At 76.8% G+C, this 16,622-nt stretch carries 14 protein-coding genes; 10 read left to right on the forward strand and 4 right to left on the reverse strand.

All coding sequences use genetic code 11. The features are described 5' to 3' along the window. The first annotated feature begins 476 nt into the window (after positions 1 to 476). From ACZ3J7_RS27935 to ACZ3J7_RS27945, 3 genes are all read left to right on the forward strand, one after another. Complete coding sequence (locus ACZ3J7_RS27935) at positions 477 to 1,277, forward strand: aminoglycoside adenylyltransferase domain-containing protein (protein WP_465625704.1); 801 nt, start codon at positions 477 to 479, stop codon at positions 1,275 to 1,277. 312 nt (positions 1,278 to 1,589) lie between these two features. Continuing rightward, positions 1,590 to 3,260 carry a phytoene desaturase family protein gene (locus ACZ3J7_RS27940; RefSeq protein WP_465625706.1) on the forward strand — a complete coding sequence of 557 codons (1,671 nt, stop codon included), beginning with the start codon at positions 1,590 to 1,592 and terminating at the stop codon, positions 3,258 to 3,260. A gap of 121 nt (positions 3,261 to 3,381) precedes the next feature. Continuing rightward, positions 3,382 to 3,873: an SRPBCC family protein gene (locus tag ACZ3J7_RS27945; protein ID WP_465625708.1), complete on the forward strand. Its 492-nt coding sequence runs from the start codon at positions 3,382 to 3,384 to the stop codon at positions 3,871 to 3,873. 42 nt (positions 3,874 to 3,915) lie between these two features. On the opposite strand, the gene ACZ3J7_RS27950 is transcribed toward ACZ3J7_RS27945, so the two are convergent. Continuing rightward, positions 3,916 to 4,911: a hypothetical protein gene (locus tag ACZ3J7_RS27950; protein ID WP_465625710.1), complete on the reverse strand. Its 996-nt coding sequence runs from the start codon at positions 4,909 to 4,911 to the stop codon at positions 3,916 to 3,918. Between the two features lie 239 nt (positions 4,912 to 5,150). Between ACZ3J7_RS27950 and ACZ3J7_RS27955 the strand changes: the two genes are divergently transcribed. Continuing rightward, a complete protein-coding gene (locus ACZ3J7_RS27955; protein WP_465625712.1) occupies positions 5,151 to 5,729 on the forward strand; it encodes a hemerythrin domain-containing protein in 579 nt (192 codons plus the stop codon). Between the two features lie 369 nt (positions 5,730 to 6,098). Then, positions 6,099 to 7,262, forward strand: a complete 1,164-nt coding sequence (locus ACZ3J7_RS27960; protein WP_465625714.1) for a carboxylate-amine ligase — start codon at positions 6,099 to 6,101, stop codon at positions 7,260 to 7,262. Between the two features lie 39 nt (positions 7,263 to 7,301). On the opposite strand, the gene ACZ3J7_RS27965 is transcribed toward ACZ3J7_RS27960, so the two are convergent. Together ACZ3J7_RS27965 and ACZ3J7_RS27970 are read right to left on the reverse strand one after the other, a co-directional pair. Next, positions 7,302 to 8,531 carry an amidohydrolase gene (locus tag ACZ3J7_RS27965; protein WP_465625716.1) on the reverse strand — a complete coding sequence of 410 codons (1,230 nt, stop codon included), beginning with the start codon at positions 8,529 to 8,531 and terminating at the stop codon, positions 7,302 to 7,304. Between the two features lie 295 nt (positions 8,532 to 8,826). Further along, on the reverse strand, positions 8,827 to 10,146 hold the full coding sequence (locus tag ACZ3J7_RS27970) for an MFS transporter (protein WP_465625718.1): 1,320 nt from the start codon (positions 10,144 to 10,146) through the stop codon (positions 8,827 to 8,829). 55 nt (positions 10,147 to 10,201) lie between these two features. Between ACZ3J7_RS27970 and ACZ3J7_RS27975 the strand changes: the two genes are divergently transcribed. From ACZ3J7_RS27975 to ACZ3J7_RS27995, 5 genes are all read left to right on the forward strand, one after another. Next, a complete protein-coding gene (locus ACZ3J7_RS27975) occupies positions 10,202 to 11,203 on the forward strand; it encodes an ArsR/SmtB family transcription factor (RefSeq protein ID WP_465625720.1) in 1,002 nt (333 codons plus the stop codon). Positions 11,204 to 11,470: 267 nt separating this feature from the next. Beyond that, positions 11,471 to 12,577: a serine hydrolase domain-containing protein gene (locus ACZ3J7_RS27980; RefSeq protein ID WP_465625794.1), complete on the forward strand. Its 1,107-nt coding sequence runs from the start codon at positions 11,471 to 11,473 to the stop codon at positions 12,575 to 12,577. Between the two features lie 70 nt (positions 12,578 to 12,647). Next, positions 12,648 to 13,829 carry a serine hydrolase domain-containing protein gene (locus ACZ3J7_RS27985; RefSeq protein ID WP_465625722.1) on the forward strand — a complete coding sequence of 394 codons (1,182 nt, stop codon included), beginning with the start codon at positions 12,648 to 12,650 and terminating at the stop codon, positions 13,827 to 13,829. Positions 13,830 to 13,999: 170 nt separating this feature from the next. After that, positions 14,000 to 14,965, forward strand: coding sequence for an acetylxylan esterase (locus ACZ3J7_RS27990; RefSeq protein ID WP_465625724.1), 966 nt, complete (start codon positions 14,000 to 14,002; stop codon positions 14,963 to 14,965). 59 nt (positions 14,966 to 15,024) lie between these two features. Further along, positions 15,025 to 15,846 (forward strand): PhzF family phenazine biosynthesis protein, encoded by an 822-nt coding sequence (locus ACZ3J7_RS27995; RefSeq protein WP_465625726.1) that lies wholly within the window; start codon positions 15,025 to 15,027, stop codon positions 15,844 to 15,846. A 31-nt stretch (positions 15,847 to 15,877) separates the two neighbouring features. Here the strand turns inward: ACZ3J7_RS27995 and ACZ3J7_RS28000 are convergent, their stop codons facing one another. Then, entirely contained in the window at positions 15,878 to 16,405 is a 528-nt protein-coding gene (locus tag ACZ3J7_RS28000) for a hypothetical protein (RefSeq protein WP_465625728.1), read from the reverse strand. Positions 16,406 to 16,622: the final 217 nt, after the last annotated feature.

The raw sequence follows: 16,622 nt of genomic DNA on the forward strand, positions 1-16,622 counted from the left end.
CGTCGGGGGCGGCACGGCCGTCGGAGGCACGGCGTGTTCGTCTCCGGATCACTGGCCCGGGCCATGGCGGTGGACGGCTGCCGACCTGACCCGACCGCGCCGATGACACCGAGCCCCTGGACCGCCCGGCCGGTGTCGCCGTCACCACGGACGCCCCGCGCCGCCACCGCGCGATGCGATCTGCCGACCCGCACGACCAACGACGGCGGCCCCCATGTCGAACAACGGAGCCAGGGCTGCGAACCGCCCGGCGGCTGAGCGCTGTCACCCGAGGTCGACGGCCACTGGGTTCGTGCCATCGAAGGCTGAGCGACCGGGACTCGGGAGCGATGCGTGTCCTCGTCGGATGACTTGCGGGCCCTGCTGGGCGAACCGGCCCACCGGGCGACGTCAGCGGCGGTGGCCGTCCGCAGCTGCGGTGGGGTTCCCGGCCCGCAGGTGTCCGCGTCGCCGCCGAGCTGTTCCATACTGGCCGGATGAGCGCGGAGACCGAGCCGTTTCGTACCGTTCCTGCCGAGGTGCGGCCCTACCTGGCGGAGCTCGTGCGCCGCACGCGCGCGGTGTGCGGCCCCCGGCTGACCGGAGTGGTGGCCGTCGGCTCCCTCGCGCTCGGCGACTACCGGCACGGCCGCAGCGACGTCGACGTCACGGTGGTCCTGGAGACCCCGCCGCCGGCCGCCGTCCTGCGGGAACTGGCCGACACCCTCGACCACCGGCGGCTGCCGTGCCCGGCGGCAGGGCTGGAACTGGTCGTCTACGCGGCGGACTTCGCCCGCGTCCCGTCCGGGGAGGCCGGCTACCTGCTGGACCTCAACACCGGCGCGCAGCTGCCGGGCCGGTCCGCCTTCGACCCGGCCGGGGCGCCGTCGTTCTGGTACGTCATCGACCGCTCGGTGGCCCGACAGGACGGGATCGCACTGTACGGCCCGCCCGCGGCGGAGGTGATCGCGGAGCCCGGGCCGGCCGACCTGTACGCCGCGATCCGGGCCTCGGTGCGCGAACACGGTGACGGCGAGGGGCACCTCGCCGACAACCGGGTCCTCAACGGCTGCCGCTCCGTGGTCCACTGCCGCACCGGGCGCTGGTTCGCCAAGCGCGACGCGGCCGCGCAGGTCGCCGCCACGGAAGAGGACTTCCGTCCGCTGATCGAGGCGGCGGTCCGGAGTTTCGAACGCCCCCGTGCCGCCGCGCTGTCCCTGCCCGGGCCGGAGGTCCGGGAGTTCCTGGCCTGGGTGCGAGCCCGGGTGGAGGAGAAAGCCGCGACGGTCGGCGCCTGACCGGGCGTTGCCGCAGTGGGCGGGCGGCCGTGGGGGCGCTGGGGATGGATGACGTGACATGGGTGTCGCTTCATCGATGTTCTGTCATCCATGTCGCGTCATCCATGTCGCGTCATGCGTGCTGCGTCATGGATGACGCAGCACCTGTGTCGCGACAGGTATTGCCACGTCATCCATGACGACTCATGCGTGACACGTCATCGATGTCCTGTCACGGATATCCCGCGTCCGCCCGGTTGCCGTGTACGTCCACGGCAACCGGGCAAGCGCGGGCCGGACGACGCCCGGAGGAGAACACCGGAGGAGGCCGACATGGCGGACGCGATCGTGATCGGAGCGGGCCCCAACGGGTTGGTCGCGGCCAATCTGCTCGCGGACCAGGGCTGGCACGTGGTCGTGCTGGAGGCGCAGCCGTGGCCCGGCGGTGCGGTCCGCAGTGACCGGGGAGTGGATCCGCGCTTCGTCTCCGACCTGTTCAGCTCCTTCCACCCGCTGGCCGTCGCCTCCCCGGCACTCGGCTCGCTGGGCCTCGACGCCTTCGGACTGCGCTGGAGCCACGCCCCCGCAGTGCTCGCCCACCCGCTGCCCGGCGGCCGCTGCGCGGTCCTGCGCCGTGACGGCGGTGCCCGGGGAACGGGAGAACGGGAGCCGGGGGAGTGGGAGCCGGAGGAACGGCTGGAGCGGGAGTTCGGCCCGCACGACGCCCGGGCCTGGCGGCGGCTGGCACAGCGCTGGGACCAGCTGGAACCGCACCTGGTCGACGCGCTGCTCTCGCCGTTCCCCCCGCTCCGCCCGGCCGCGGCGATCGCGGCCCGGCTGCGCGTCGCCGGCCTGCTGGACCTGGCCCGCTTCCTGACGCTACCGGTGCGGCGGCTGGCCGAGGAGGAGTTCGAGGGGGACGGCCCGGGCATGCTGCTGGCGGGCTGCGCCCTGCACGCCGACCTGCTCCCGGACGCGGCCGGCAGCGCGGCGTTCGGTTGGCTGATGGCCATGCTCGGGCGGCGCCACGGCTGGCCCGTGCCGGTCGGCGGCGCGTCCGAGCTGACCGCGGCCCTGGTGCGGCGGCTGGAGGCCAGGGGCGGGGAGGTGCACTGCGACCAGCCCGTCCGGGAGGTGGTGGTGCGGGACGGCCGGGCGCTCGGCGTCCGCACCGCCGACGGCTGCGCCCACCGGGCCCGGCGGGCGGTCCTCGCGGACACCTCGGCCACGGCCCTGTACGGCGGCCTGGTCGCTCCCGAGCACCTGCCCGCCCGGCTGCGCCGGGACATCCGCCGCTTCGAGTGGGACTTCGGCACCGTCAAGGTCGACTGGGCGCTGTCCGGGCCGATCCCGTGGGAGGCGCCCGCCGCCGGCCGGGCCGGCACCGTGCACCTCGGTGCGGACCTGGACGAACTCGGCGACTGGGCCCACCAGGTCCGCACCGGCCGACTCCCCGCCCGCCCGTTCGCGCTGCTCGGGCAGATGACCGTCGCCGACGCCGGCCGTTCGCCCGCCGGCACCGAGTCCGCCTGGGCCTACACGCACGTCCCGCAGCGCATCACCACCGACCTCGGCCCCGACGGCGTCACCGGCCGCTGGGACACCCGGGAGGGCGAGGTGATGGCGGACCGGCTGGAGGCGCAGGTCGAACGGTTCGCCCCGGGCTTCCGCGCGCTGGTGACCGCCCGCCGCGTCCTCACCCCGCCCGTCCTCCAGGAACTCGACGCCAACCTGGTCGGCGGCGCCCTCAACGGCGGCACCGCCGCCCCGCACCAGCAGCTCTTCCTGCGCCCCACCCCCGGCACGGCCGGGGCCCGCACCCCGATCGAGCGCCTCTACCTGGCCTCCGCCTCCGCCCACCCCGGCGGCGGGGTGCACGGGGCGTGCGGCGCCAACGCGGCCCGCGCCGCCCTGAACGCGTACCGCCGCTCGCCCGCCCGTTACCTCCCGTCCGCCCCGTGCCCGCACCCGCGCCGAGGTCCGCACCAGCGCCCGCAGGCCTGAGCCGGGCACCGCAGGCCTGAGCCGGACCCTGCGCGAACTCGTACGAACCCGCACAATCCCCGTACGAACCTCGTGTGAACCCGCACGACGAACGACTGTCGCCCGAAGGAGGCTGACCCCCATGGCACAGCGCCAACGCCTGATCGACTCCCCGCCCGGACAGGTCTGGGACGTGCTGGCCGACGCCCACAGCTACGCGCAGTGGGTGGTCGGCACCCAGGACGTCCTCGCCGCGGACGACAACTGGCCCGAGGTCGGGGCCGAGCTCCGGTTCCGGGTCGGGATCGGCCCGGCCACCCTGGAGGACACCTGCGTGGTCCGGATCTGCGACCCGGGCCGTCGACTCGAACTGGAAGCCGAAGCCGCCCCCCTCGGCAGCGCCCGGATCGCGTTCTCCGTCATCCCCTGGGGCGCCCACACCCTGCTGCTCCTGGACGAGCACCCGCTCCGCGGCCTGGGTGCCCGGCTGGAGAACCCCCTGACCGAGCTGCTCCTCCACCTGCGCAACCGCCGCCTGCTCGGCAACCTCGCCCGCGCCGTCACCCGGCACTCCGACCCGCGCGACCCCGACGCGCGCCACTCCGGCGGACGGTACTCCGACGCGCGTCGGTGACCCGGGGGAGCCGGGGGGCCCGGAGGACCCGGGGCGGGCCGTTCAGCGGTGCCGGGACGGCCGGTGGGCCAGTATGAGCGTCAGGCCGACGGCACCCAGGGTGATCAGGACGACGCCGCTGACCAGCAGAGAGGCCGAAGGACGGCCGCCGTCGGCGGCGGTCGGCAGGCTCCCGGCCGCGACGGCGCGCTCGCTCGGGGCGGACGTGCCGCCGGTGGCCGGGGGCCCGGAGGTGCCGCCCTTGGCGGGCGCGGGACGGTCGCCGACGCCGAGCACCCCGGTGCGGGGCACCGGGGCGGCGGCGTCCGCGGCCGGGCCGGTCGGGGCCGGGCCGTCGGCGGGTGGCGCCTCCTCGGCGGGGGCCTGCCGGGTGACCAGGAGGGTGGTGTGCGGGGCGGCCTCGAAGGACTCCGTCGTGCCGGAGCGCAGGCCGAGCCGGACGTCCACCTGCTGCGCGGCGGCGTCGCGGGTGGTCACGGAGAGCCGGAAGGCGTAGCGGACGGTCCGGCCCGGTGCGACGTCCGCGGCCGCGGCGACCGGGACGCCGGAGAGCGAACCGTCGCGGCCCGCCGAGAGCGGGAGGGCCTCCCAGCCGGCGGCGGTCCGCACCTGGAGGAGCAACTCGTCGGCGCGCAGAGCATGCCGGGCGTCGCGGGCGGCGTCGTTGCGCAGCACCGGCAGCGGGGCCGCGGCGGGCAGGACGGCGGTGCCGTCGTTGCCGATCTCCGCGGTGAACTCGGCCGGCGCGCCGCCCGCGACGAGCGTCCGGTCCGCCGGCGGCAGGAGCGTCACCTCGGCGGCCGGCCCGGTCTCCCCGGCCGACGCGGATGCCGACGGGGACGGGGACGCGGACGCCGTTTCGGACGGGGCACCCGACGCGGGGGCGGAGGGGACCGCCGAGGACGACGGGTCCGCGGTGGTGGCGGCGAGCGGCCGTGCCGGGCCGGCCAGGGCGGGAGCGGCGCCGACGCCGAGGGTGAGGGCGCCGCCCAGGACGGTGCCGGCGCCGAGGACAGCGAGACTGGAGCGGACGGACACGGGATCTCCCCCAGCGACGGGAACGACAGGAACGACGGGAACGACGGACGCGACGCGAGCGGCCGACCGCACGAGCGGCGGCCGCGCTCCCCGTCTCCCCGGTGTCCTCCGGAGAATGCCGCCCGAACCCGACGGATCCGCCGGGCCGCGACCGGACCGGCGGGCAGCAAGGTCGTTTGGCCGCAGGCGCCCGGGTCAGACGACCGTCGACCCGATCCCACAGCGAGAGGAGCCGGACCATGAGCGACACGACCACCGCCACCGGTACGGAGCAGGCCCCGCAGGAGGACGTCGTGGCGGTCCTGCTGGCCCAGCACGAACGCATCCGGAGGCTGTTCGCGGACGTCCGCGACGCGCGGGGCGAGCAGCGGCAGCGGGCGTTCGACGAGTTGCGGGCGCTGCTGGCGGTCCACGAGACCGGGGAGGAGATGGTGGTGCGGCCCGCCGCCAAGCGCGCGCTGGGCGAGCCGGAGGTGGAGGCCCGCAACAGCGAGGAGGCCGAGGCCAACCGGGCCCTCCAGGAACTGGAGGAACTGGACGTCCAGAGCGCCGAGTTCGACGCCCGGCTGATCGCCTTCCAGCAGGCCGTCGAGGCGCACGCGCAGCACGAGGAGACCGAGGAGTTCCCCGTCCTGCGGGACTCGTACGACCCGGAGCAGCGCCGGACGATGGGCCGCCGCCTGCTGGCGGTCGAGCGGATCGCACCGACCCACCCCCACCCCGGCACGGCGGGCAAGCCCGCGCTGCAGTGGACGGTCGGGCCGTTCGCCTCGCTGCTGGACCGCGCCCGGGACGCCTTCGCCCGGAACGGCGACTGACACCCCTCCCGAACACCCTCCGCCGTGGGGGGGGGCCCCCCCCCCCCGGGGCCCCCCCCCCCCCCGGGGGCCCCCCGGCCCCCCCCCCCCCCCCCCCCCCCCCGGCGGGGCCCCCCCCCCCCCCCGGGGGGGGCCGTGCGCCCGGGGGCGGCCCCCCCCCGGGCCCCCCCCCCCCCCGCCCGCGCACCCCCCCCCCCCCCCCCCCCCGGCGGGGGGGGGGGGCCCCCCCCGGGGGGGGGCCCCCCCCCCACGGCCGTGTCCGCTCGTCCGCTCGTCCGCTCGTCCGGCCGAGCGGAGTGCCCGGCGACGGACGGAGGTTGGCGGAGGCCGACGGAGGTTGGACGTCCGTACCGGGGGTAGCCGCCGTCCATGGCGAACGTGACCGTGGGTGTGGAAGAGGAGTACCTGCTGCTGGACGCGACCACCGGGGTGCCGGTGGCCAGGGCCGAGCAGGTCAGGAAGGCGGCCGGCCGACAGCCGGGACTGGACGACTCGGAGGTGCAGCGCGAACTCCTGCAGGCCCAACTGGAGGTCGCCACCCCGGTCTGCCACTCCCTCGACGAGGTCGGCGCCCACCTGGAACGGTTGCGCCACGGGCTCGCGACGACCGCCGCCGCCCACGACTGCCTCCTCGCGGCCAGCGGCGCGGCCCCCTTCACCGACCGCCTGGCGGTGCCCGTCAGCGACACCCCCCGCTACCGGGCGATCCGCGCCGACGCCCCGCGCCTGACCGACGAACAGCTGATCACCGGCATGCACGTGCACCTCGGCGTGCCCGACCGCGCCGCCGGCGTCGCCCTGCTCAACGGCCTGCGCCCCTGGCTGCCGCTGGTCGTCGCGCTGTCGGCCAACTCGCCGCTGTGGAACGGCACCGACACCGGGTTCGCCGGCTGGCGGACCGTGGTCTTCAGCCGCTGGCCGGTCAGCGGCGTGCCGCCGCTGTTCGACGGCGCCGCCGACTACGACGAGCGCATCCACGCCCTCGTCGACGCGGAGCTGATCGCCGACCTCGGGCAGCTCTACTGGCAGGCCAGGCTCTCCGAGCGGTACCCCACCGTGGAGGTCCGGGCGATGGACGTCCAACTCCGGGTCGACGAGGCGGTGATGCTGACCGGCCTGCTCCGGGCGGTCGCCGCCACCCTGCTCGCCGACCCCGACGCGCTGTCCACCGCCCGCACGCCCCAGCCCGAGGCACTGGCCGCCGCGGTCTGGTACGCCGCGCGCCACGGCTGCACCGAACGGCTCCACAACCCCCTCACCGGCCGCCTGGACACCCCGCCCGCGGTGGTGGACCACGTCCTGGACGCCCTCGCCCCCGCGCTTCGCCGGGCCGGCGACACCGACCACGTCGTCCCCGTCCTCCAGCGCTTCCTCAGCGAGGGCAACGGCGCCGTCCGCCAGCGCCGCGAACTGCGCCGGGCCGGACGCGAAGGGCTCGTCGCCCTGGTGAGCGGCGGAGCGCCCCGGGACGGCGGGACCCCCGAGGACGAGGCCGCGGCGGACGGCGCCCCGGCCGACGCCCCGGCCGTGTGAGGCCGTGACGCCGTGAGGCGGTGAGGCCGGGACGCGCGACTACTGGGCGCGCGTCCCGGCCTCACCGCCGTGTCCCTCCCAGGCGGCCCGCCGCAGCTCGGTGTCGACCAGGACGTCCACGGCGGTGCACGCCAGCGCCTCCGTGACGGACGCCAGGACCGTCCGGGCCCGGGGCGAGGCCGCCGCGAGCGCGAACTCGGGCGTGTGGTCGGACCCGTCCTCGCCCGTGATCGCGACGAAGGGGTGGATGGCGGGCACCCGCGCGCTGACGTTGCCGACGTCCGAGGAGCCGAGCAGCACCCCCGGGCGCGGCGGGGTGAGCACGGTTCCCGCGCGTGCCAGGTGCGCGGCGAAGCGCTCGGAGAGCGGCGCGCTGTCCCGGAAGTGCTCGTAGCGCACACCGGCCCGTTCCACCGTCACCGTGGTGCCGGTGGCCGCGGCCACGCCCTCGGCGCAGGCGCGCACCCGCGCCGCCAGGTCGTCGAGTTCGGCGGTGGTCGCCGCCCGCAGCCCGAACAGGCCCTCGGCGAGGTCGGGCACGATGTTGGTCGCCGTCCCGCCGACCGTGACGATGCCCTGCACGTGGGAGGCGGGCGGGAGCCGCCGACCCACGGCGAACAGCACGTTGAACAGCTCCACCAGCGCGGCCAGCGCGTCCACGCCCGCCGTCGGGTCGCCGGTCGGGTGGGCGGCGCGGCCGTGGAAGGCGATCCGGTACTGCTCCTGGGCGGTCAGCACCGCCCGGGCCCAGTCGTGGACGCCCGGGTGGAACATCAGCGCCGCGTCCACGTCGTCGAAGACCCCGGCCCGCACCTCCAGCGCCTTCCCGCCGCCGCCCTCCTCCGCCGGGCAGCCCACCGCCAGCACCGTCCCGGCCGTGCCGCCGAGGACCGCGTCGGCGGCCAGTGCGGCCCCGAGCCCGGCCGCCGCGATCAGGTTGTGGCCGCAGGCGTGCCCGAGCCCGGGCAGTGCGTCGTACTCCAGCAGCAGCGCCACGGTCGGACGGCCCCGGCCCGCCGAGGCGGTGAACGCCGTCGGCAGCTCCGCGACCCCCCGGCGCACCGCGAAACCGGCCCGCTCCAGCTCGCCGGTCAGCAGCGCGGCCGCCCGGTGCTCCGCGAACGCGCCCTCCGGATCGGCGTGCAGCGCGCGGGCCACCTCCCACAGCCGCGCCTCCCGCTCCCGGACCGCCGCCCGGACGCGCCGGTGGAGGTCCTCGTGCGCACCGGACGCCCCGGCGCCCTCGGTCGTCCCGGTCGTCCCGGTCATCTCGACTCCCCGCTCCCGTGCGTGCGTTCCTCCCTCCCGTCTGCCACCCGTGGACCGCCCCACACCTCGCCCCGCCGACGGCCGCGGGTCGTACGCCGCCCCGGGGCCCCGAACCGTCGGCGGCGGCCGGCGGCATGCTGAGGGGGGCATCGTCCGGCTGGCCGAGGACCGGCACCTGCCCGCCCTGCGGACCGGGGCCGTCCCCGAGGACGGCTTCCGGTCGACGAGCGGCCGCGCGCTGCCGCGGGAGGCGGCCGGGGCACCGGGCGGCGGGGACCCGCCGAGTGACCGGGGCTCACGTCGCCGTCGTGGCAAGGGCCGTGCGGTCGGCCGGGGCGCCCGCCGGGGCGTCCGCCGGAGCGTCCGCCGGGGCGCCCGCCGGGGCCCGGTGGGGCCGTCGTCGTTCGGCCCAGCGGGCGGTGGGTGGCATGGCGCAGGAGGCGGCGGCCAGCAGCGCGGCGAGGGCGGCCCAGCCGAGCAGGCCGTGCGGAAGGACGAGGGCGGTCAGCAGGACGGGCCCGGCGGCCCCGGCCACGGAGATCCCGAACTGGTAGACGCCCTGGTAGGCGCCGTGCGCGGTGGGCGGCGCCAGGTCGTACCCGAGGGTCCAGCTGCCGGCCTGGGACCTGACCTCGCCCAGGGTCAGCAGGACGACGGCCGTTCCCATCGCCAGGGTGGCGGCGACGGGCCCGCCGTAGGAGGCCAGGGCCGCCGCGGGCGCGCACGCGGCCACCAGCAGGCCGCCCCCGCGGAAGGAGCGCCGGGCCGAGGCGAGGGTGTGGGCGGAGCGGGTGGCACGGACCTGCAGCAGGACGACGAGCACGGTGTTGGCCATCAGCAGCGGCCCGACGAGCGCGTGCGGCGCGCGGGTGTGGCCGACCGTCCAGAGCGGGAACAGCACCTCCAGGATCACGTACACCCAGTTCACGACGGCGTTCAGGCCGGTGACCGCGAGGTAGGGCAGGTCGCGCAGCGCCGACCGGGACGGCGCGGACCCGGCCGTCCGGCCCCGGGCACCCGGGGGAGCGGGCACCCGGCGCAGCGACCCGGCGGCCGCGGTGAGGCAGGCGGCGGTGGCGAGCAGGGCCCCGGTGTGGGCGGCGCGGGTGTCCCAGGCCAGGACCAGGGCGCCCGCACCGGCCCCGGCGCCGATGCCGCAGTTGGTGACCGCGCGCAGCAGCCCCAGGGTCGCGCCCCGCCGCCGTCCGGTCAGCACCTGGGCGTACAGGGCGGAGCGGGTGGCGGCGGCACCGCGCTCGCCCGCGGCGGCCAGGCAGGCCAGGGCGACGAAGGCGGCGTACCCGGACACCAGCGGGTACAGCGCCGTGCAGGCGGCCTGGGTGAGCTGCAGGGCGGTGAGCACGGCGCGGCTGCCCCACCGGTCGGCCAGCCGCCCGGCGGGCACGGTCGCGGCCGCGCCGCACACCCCGGCGGCCGTCAGCGCGACCCCGGCGGAGGCGGCGGAGAAACCGAGGCCCCGGGTGAACCAGAGCAGGGCGGTGGTCAGGTACAGGCCCTTACCGAGGGCGGACAGCGCGGCGGTGGCCGCGAGGCGGCGGACGAGCGGCTCGTCGAGCCCGAGGCGCGCCAGGAGCGGGGAGGAAGTGCGGTGCATGGCCCCACTGCACCGCCGGCCCGGCGGTCCCGGAACGGATTTAGACTGGCGCTTAATGATCCGGTTCCGGCTGTCCCTCGCCGACCTGGCCGCGACGAGCTTCGCCTGCTCCCCGCTCCAGGAGACCGTGCTGAGCCTGCGCATGTGGACCGGCCACGCCGCCCGGTTCCCCCTGCTCGTCCCGGTCTTCGCCCGGATGCGGCCCGGGTTCGAACGCCTGGACACGCAGCTGCTGACCTCGCTGGTGGCGCGCAGCCGCTACTGGGTGCCCGACCTGCTCACCCCCAGGCCCACCAGGCCCGCCCCCGACGTCCGGGACGAACTCGCCCTGCTGCGCGCGACCGACCCCGAACTGCTGCCCGGTGCGCTGGAGGCGGTCTTCGCCCCGCTCGGCGAGGCCGTGCCCGAACGGCTCGCCCGCGGCCTGGCCGACCCGGCCCGGCTCCTCGGCGAGATCGCCGACGCGCTGGAGGCGTACTGGGACACCTGCCTGGCCACCGACTACTGGCCGCGCGCCCGCTCCCTGCTGGAGGCCGACCTCGTCCACCGGGCCCGCGTGCTGGCCGAACAGGGGGCCGGCGCCCTGTTCGCCGGCCTGAGCCCCCGCCTGTCCTGGCACGACGGCCTGCTGTCCCTGGTCTCCAGGGGGCCGCGCCGGCACGAGGAGGAGATCCCGGTCGCCGGACGGGGCGTGCTGCTGACCCCCACCTGCTTCGTCGACGGCATCGCCACCATGATCGCCACCGACCTGCCGCCCCACATCGTGTACCCCGCCCGCGGCACCGCGACGCTCGGCCACGCCCCCGCGCCGCCCTCCCCCTCCCTGGCCAGGCTGCTGGGCGGCCCCCGCTCCACCCTGCTCGAACTCCTGGCCGAGCCCGCCTCCACCACCGAACTCGCCCGCCGCCTCGACGTCACCCCCAGCGCCGTCAGCCAGCACCTGTCGGTCCTGACCGCCGCCGGACTGACCACCAGCGCCCGCCACGGCCGCCTCGCCCTCTACCGCCGCACCCCGCTCGGCGAGGCACTCGTCCGCGGCGGCGCACCGCGACCGTGACGCCCTGACGGCCGGGCCGGGGGCCCGCCCCGAACCGGGAGCACGGTCCCGGGCCGGAGCCCGCCCCGGAGCGTGTTCCCGGGTGCCTTATCGTCCTCGGCGCGGACGGATTGACGGTCCGTCGGATGGTCCTCTTGGAGGGCGCCGGGAACGACCCGGCGCCCTCCCCAGAAGGGCTCTCCCGTGAACGAACACGCACCGCGCCGGCGCCGTCCGAACCACCTCCGCGAGGGCCGTCGCGCAGGCCGGCGACCCGGCCGCGGCGGGGTGGCGGTGACCGTGACCGCCGTGGCCGCCGCCGTGCTGGCCGGGGTCCTGGTGCCGGTCGCGGCCTCCGCCGCGCCGCGCCCCGACACCGTGCAGCAGCGCCTGGACGCGCTGGTGCAGCAGGACGGGGTGCCCGCCGCGCTCGCCACCGTCCGGGGCCGCGACGGCCGCAGCCGCACCTACACCGCCGGCGTCGGCGACATCACCACCCGGGCCAAGGTGCCGGTGGACGGACAGGTCCGGATCGGCAGCAACACCAAGACGTTCACCGCCGTCGTCGTCCTGCAACTGGTCGCCGAGGGCAAGGTCGGCCTGGACGCGACCGTCGACACCTACCTGCCCGGCCTGGTGCGCGGCGACGGCGTCGACGGTCGGAACATCACGGTCCGCCAACTGCTCCAGCACACCAGCGGCCTGCCCGAGTACGTGGACACCGAGGCCGTGCTCGCCCACCCCGAGCGGTACCTCGAACCGCGCGACCTGCTCGACGCCGCGCTCGCCCAGCGGGCCCACTTCGCCCCCGGCACCCGGTGGGAGTACAACAACACCAACTACCTGCTCGCGGGCATGATCATCCAGAAGGTGACCGGACGTCCGCTCGGCGAGGAGATCACCAAGCGCGTCATCGACCGGATCGGCCTGCGCCACACCGCCTTCCCCGCCCCCGGGGACACGGCGATCCACCAGGCCCACCCCAAGGGCTACCTGCGCACCCCGGACGGGACGCTGCGCGACACCACGGAACTGGACCCGTCCTGGGGCTGGGCGGCCGGCGCGATGGTCTCGACCACCAGCGACCTCAACGCCTTCTACGGCGCGCTGCTCGGCGGCCGGCTGCTGCCCGCCGCCCAGCTCGCCCAGCTGCGCACCACCGTCCCCGCCGAGGCGCTCGGCCCCGGCGTCCGCTACGGCCTCGGCCTGATCAGCCGCCCGCTCTCCTGCGGCGGGCTCTCCTGGGGCCACGGCGGGGCGCTCCCCGGCTACGAGACCTTCGGCGGCGTCACCGACGACGGCCGCGCCGCGAGCGTCGCGGTGACCGCGTTCCCGGGCGACGAGGCCACCGCGAAGCACGGGGAGCAGGCCGTGGACGCGGCGCTCTGCCGCTGACCGGACACCCCGGGGGCGGCCGCACCGCGCCGCCCCCTTCCCCTCGCCCTTCCGTAGGAGTGGAACCCCGATGAACGAACCCGCCCCGCAGCGCACCGCGCGCCGCATCCGCACGCTGCGGCACGCCGTGACGGCCACGGCCGCCGCCGGCCTCGCGCTGACCGGCCTCGTCCCGGCCGCCGCCTCCGCCGCACCGCGCCCCGACACCGCACCGCGCCCCGACACCGTGCAGCAGCGCCTGGACGCGCTGGTGAAGCAGGACGGGATGCCCGCCGCGCTCGCCACCGTCCGGGGCCGCGACGGCCGCAGCCGCACCTACACCGCCGGCGTCGGCGACCTGGCCACCGGGGCCGGCGTCCCGGTCGACGGGCAGATCCGGGCCGGCAGCAACACCAAGACGTTCACCGCCGTCGTCGTCCTGCAACTGGTCGCCGAGGGCAGGGTCGGCCTGGACACGGCCGTCGACGCCTACCTGCCCGGCCTGCTGCGCGGCGACGGCGTCGACGGCCGGAACATCACGGTCCGCCAACTGCTCCAGCACACCAGCGGCCTGCCCGAGTACATGGCGGCCCCCGCACTCGCCGACTTCACCACCATCCAGTACCGGTACTTCGAGCCGCGCGAACTCCTCGACGGGGCACTGGCCCAGCGGGCGCAGTTCGCCCCCGGCACCGCCTGGGGGTACAGCAACACCAACTACCTGGTCGCCGGCCTGCTGATCCAGAAGGTGACTGGCCGCCCCTACGGCGAGGAGGTCACCCGGCGGATCATCGACCGGATCGGCCTGCGCCACACCTACCTCCCCGCCACCGGGGAGACCGCCCTCCGCGAGCCCCACCCGCACGGCTACCTGAACACCGGCCCGGGCACGCCGCCGGTCGACTACACCGCGATGGACTCGTCGATGGCCTGGGCCGCGGGGGCGCTCGTCTCCACCAACACCGACCTCAACGCCTTCTACGGCGCGCTGCTCGGCGGCCGGCTGCTGCCCGCCGCCCAGCTCGCCCAGCTGCGCACCACCGTCCCCGCCGAGGCGCTCGGCCCCGGCGTCCGCTACGGCCTCGGGATCCAGAGCCGCCCGCTGACCTGCGGCGGCCTGGTCTGGGGCCACGGCGGCACCGCCCCGGGCCACCGCTCCCGGGGCGGCGTCACCGAGGACGGCCGGGCCGCCACCATCACCGTCACCACCGTCCCGGAGGAGCCCGCCGCCCGGCACCTGACCGACGCGGTCGACGCGGCGCTCTGCCGCTGACCCGGACGGCCCGGCGGGGGCGTGGCGGGGCGCGCCCGGCGGGGGCGGGGCGGGCCCGGTGTAACTTTCACGGCGGCGGGCGGGCGGTGGGCAGGCGGCGCCGGTGCCGGCGGGGGCGGCGCGCCGCCCGGTGTTGGCGCGGCCGCGTCCCGCCCCTACCCTGGCCCGTCATGGCCTTCCTTTCCATGGACCTCCCCGAGCTGCGCGGACACCGGCCGGAGCGGACCGAGCCCGACGACTTCGCCGCCTTCTGGGCGGACACCCTGGCCGAGGCCAGGGCCGTCCCGGCCCGGCTCGACACGGTCGAGGTCAAGACCGGCCTCGCCACCCTCACGGTCGAGGACGTCACCTTCCCCGGGTACGCCGGTCAGCCGATCAAGGGCTGGCTGGTGCGCCCGCGCGGAGTCGAGGAGCCGCTGCCGGTGGTGGTCGGCTACATCGGGTACGGCGGCGGCCGGGGCCTGGCGCACGAGCACCTGCTGTGGGCGAGCGCCGGGTACGCGCACCTGGTGATGGACACCCGGGGACAGGGCGGCGGGTGGGCGGTCGGCGACACCTCCGACGAGGCGCCCAGTGCGGGCCCGGCCCACCCCGGGTCGATGACCAGGGGAGTGCTCGACCCGGCCGCCTACTACTACCGGCGGCTCTACACCGACGCGGTGCGCGCGGTGGACGCGGTGCGCGCCCACCCCGGGATCGACCCGTCCCGGGTGCTGGTGGCCGGGAGCAGCCAGGGCGGCGGGCTGGCGCTGGCCGTCGCGGGCCTGGTGCCGGACCTGGCCGGGGTGATCGCGGAGGTGCCGTTCCTGCAGCACATCCGGCGCGCCACCGAGATCACCGACGCCTTCCCGTACAAAGAGGTCGCCGAGTTCTGCAAGGTGCACCGCGACAAGGTGGAGACCGTCTTCGCCACCCTGGCCTACTTCGACGGCCTCCACTTCGCGGCCCGCGCCACCGCCCCCGCGCTGTACTCGGTCGCGCTGATGGACGAGGTCTGCCCGCCGGAGACCGTCTTCGCCTCCTACCACCACTACGCCGGCCCGAAGGAGATCGCCGTCTACCCGTACAACGGCCACGAGGGCGGCGGCGGGCACCACGTCCCCGCGATGCTCGCCTTCGCCGCGTCGGTGCTCTGAGCCCCGGCGCCCGCGTCCGTCCTTGGCCGGGGGCCGGTTCCTGCCGTACGTTCCCGGGCATGCGGATTCGAATCGTCGACGCTTTCACCGACCGCCCGTTCGGCGGGAACCCGGCCGGGGTCGTGCTGCTGGACTCCGCCGGGTTCCCGGCGGACGACTGGCTGCAGCGGGTGGCCGCCGAGGTCAACCTCTCCGAGACGGCCTTCGCCCACCCCCTGCCGCCCGGCGGGGACGCGGACTGGGCGCTGCGCTGGTTCACGCCCGTCGCCGAGGTGGACATGTGCGGCCACGCCACCCTGGCCACGGCGCACGTCCTGCACACCACCGGCACGGCCACCGGACCCGTCCGGTTCACCGCCCGGTGCGGGATCCTGACCGCCGGGGCCGGGCCCGACGGCGCGATCACCATGGACTTCCCCACCTCCGACCTCACCCCCGTCGCGGTGCCGGACGGGCTGGCCGCGGCGCTCGGCGCCGAACCGGTGGCCGTCCGGGACACCTCGGCCGACGTCGGCGACCTGCTGGTCGAACTCGCCGACGAGAGGACCGTCCGCGAGCTGGCCCCCGACTTCGCCGCGCTGGTCGCCCAGCCGCTCTCCGCCCGGGGGATCATCGCCACCGCCCCCGCCGACGACCCCGACGGCGCCTACCAGTTCGTCTCGCGCTGCTTCTTCCCCGCCTACGGCATCGACGAGGACCCGGTCACCGGCAGCGCCCACACCGCCCTCGCCCCGTACTGGTCCGCCCGCCTGGGCCGCGACGACCTCACCGGCCACCAGGGCGGCTCCCGCACCGGCCTGGTCCGCACCCGCCTGCGCGGCCCCCGCACCCTGCTCACCGGCCGGGCCGTCACCGTCGTCGACGGCGAACTGCACGCCTGATCCCGCCCCGGCGCCGGGGCGGGACGCCGGGTCAGTGCTGCACGGCGAGGTCGCGGACGCTCCGGGCGAGGCGTTCGGGGAGCTGCTCGGGAGTCACCGCGGTGGCGCCCTTCAGGGCGGTGCCGGCCGGCGGGTCGACCGCGACGAAACGGACCTGCGGCGCGCTCCCGGCGACCTCGGGCACGGCGCCGTCGAAGGCCGCGCCGACGGTGACGACCAGGGTGCAGCGCTGGGCGACCAGCCCGGAGAGGTAGGGGGCGGCCTCGACGGCGTCCCGGGCGGGGACCACCAACTGCTGGACGTTGACCCGGTTGTCCTGGCCGGACCGCTGGAGCACCGTCCAGGTGCGCTGGACGAGCTGCGCGGAGGCCGCCGAGTCGTCGGCGGCCAGGCAGGCCGACGGGCGGCCCGAGTAGTCGTTCGCCACGACCCCAGCCGGGGCGCTGTCGCCGCCCCGCGGCCACAGCCAGACCGCCAGGGCCGCCCCGAGCAGCACGGCGGCGGCCGCGGACGCCAGGGCGAGGCGGCGGGAGGGGCGCGGGAGAGCGGGGAGTTTCACGGGAGCACCGGTTCCTGTTCCTGTTTTCGTCGCGTCGGGTGAAGCCGTTCCGGTCGGGCCGCGCGGAATCCCCGGCCGATTATTCGCGATCATCCCGCTCTTCGGTACCCGTTGCCCCGATGGCGGGTCAACTGATGGTGGTTCGGCGGCAATGAAAGGGTTTATTCCGCTTCCCCGTCCTTTGGGGACAATGCGGATGATGAACGGAAGTTTGCGG

Source organism: Kitasatospora sp. NPDC015121 (assembly GCF_055562955.1).

Excerpts from the sequence above, each read along its gene's own strand:
- ACZ3J7_RS27935 (WP_465625704.1), top strand. The coding sequence starts at position 477 with ATGAGCGCGGAGACCGAGCCGTTTCGTACCGTTCCTGCCGAGGTGCGG.
- ACZ3J7_RS27940 (WP_465625706.1), top strand. The coding sequence starts at position 1,590 with ATGGCGGACGCGATCGTGATCGGAGCGGGCCCCAACGGGTTGGTCGCG.
- ACZ3J7_RS27945 (WP_465625708.1), top strand. The coding sequence starts at position 3,382 with ATGGCACAGCGCCAACGCCTGATCGACTCCCCGCCCGGACAGGTCTGG.
- ACZ3J7_RS27955 (WP_465625712.1), top strand. The coding sequence starts at position 5,151 with ATGAGCGACACGACCACCGCCACCGGTACGGAGCAGGCCCCGCAGGAG.
- ACZ3J7_RS27960 (WP_465625714.1), top strand. The coding sequence starts at position 6,099 with ATGGCGAACGTGACCGTGGGTGTGGAAGAGGAGTACCTGCTGCTGGAC.
- ACZ3J7_RS27965 (WP_465625716.1), bottom strand. The coding sequence starts at position 8,531 with ATGACCGGGACGACCGGGACGACCGAGGGCGCCGGGGCGTCCGGTGCG.
- ACZ3J7_RS27970 (WP_465625718.1), bottom strand. The coding sequence starts at position 10,146 with ATGCACCGCACTTCCTCCCCGCTCCTGGCGCGCCTCGGGCTCGACGAG.
- ACZ3J7_RS27975 (WP_465625720.1), top strand. The coding sequence starts at position 10,202 with ATGATCCGGTTCCGGCTGTCCCTCGCCGACCTGGCCGCGACGAGCTTC.
- ACZ3J7_RS27985 (WP_465625722.1), top strand. The coding sequence starts at position 12,648 with ATGAACGAACCCGCCCCGCAGCGCACCGCGCGCCGCATCCGCACGCTG.
- ACZ3J7_RS27990 (WP_465625724.1), top strand. The coding sequence starts at position 14,000 with ATGGCCTTCCTTTCCATGGACCTCCCCGAGCTGCGCGGACACCGGCCG.
- ACZ3J7_RS27995 (WP_465625726.1), top strand. The coding sequence starts at position 15,025 with ATGCGGATTCGAATCGTCGACGCTTTCACCGACCGCCCGTTCGGCGGG.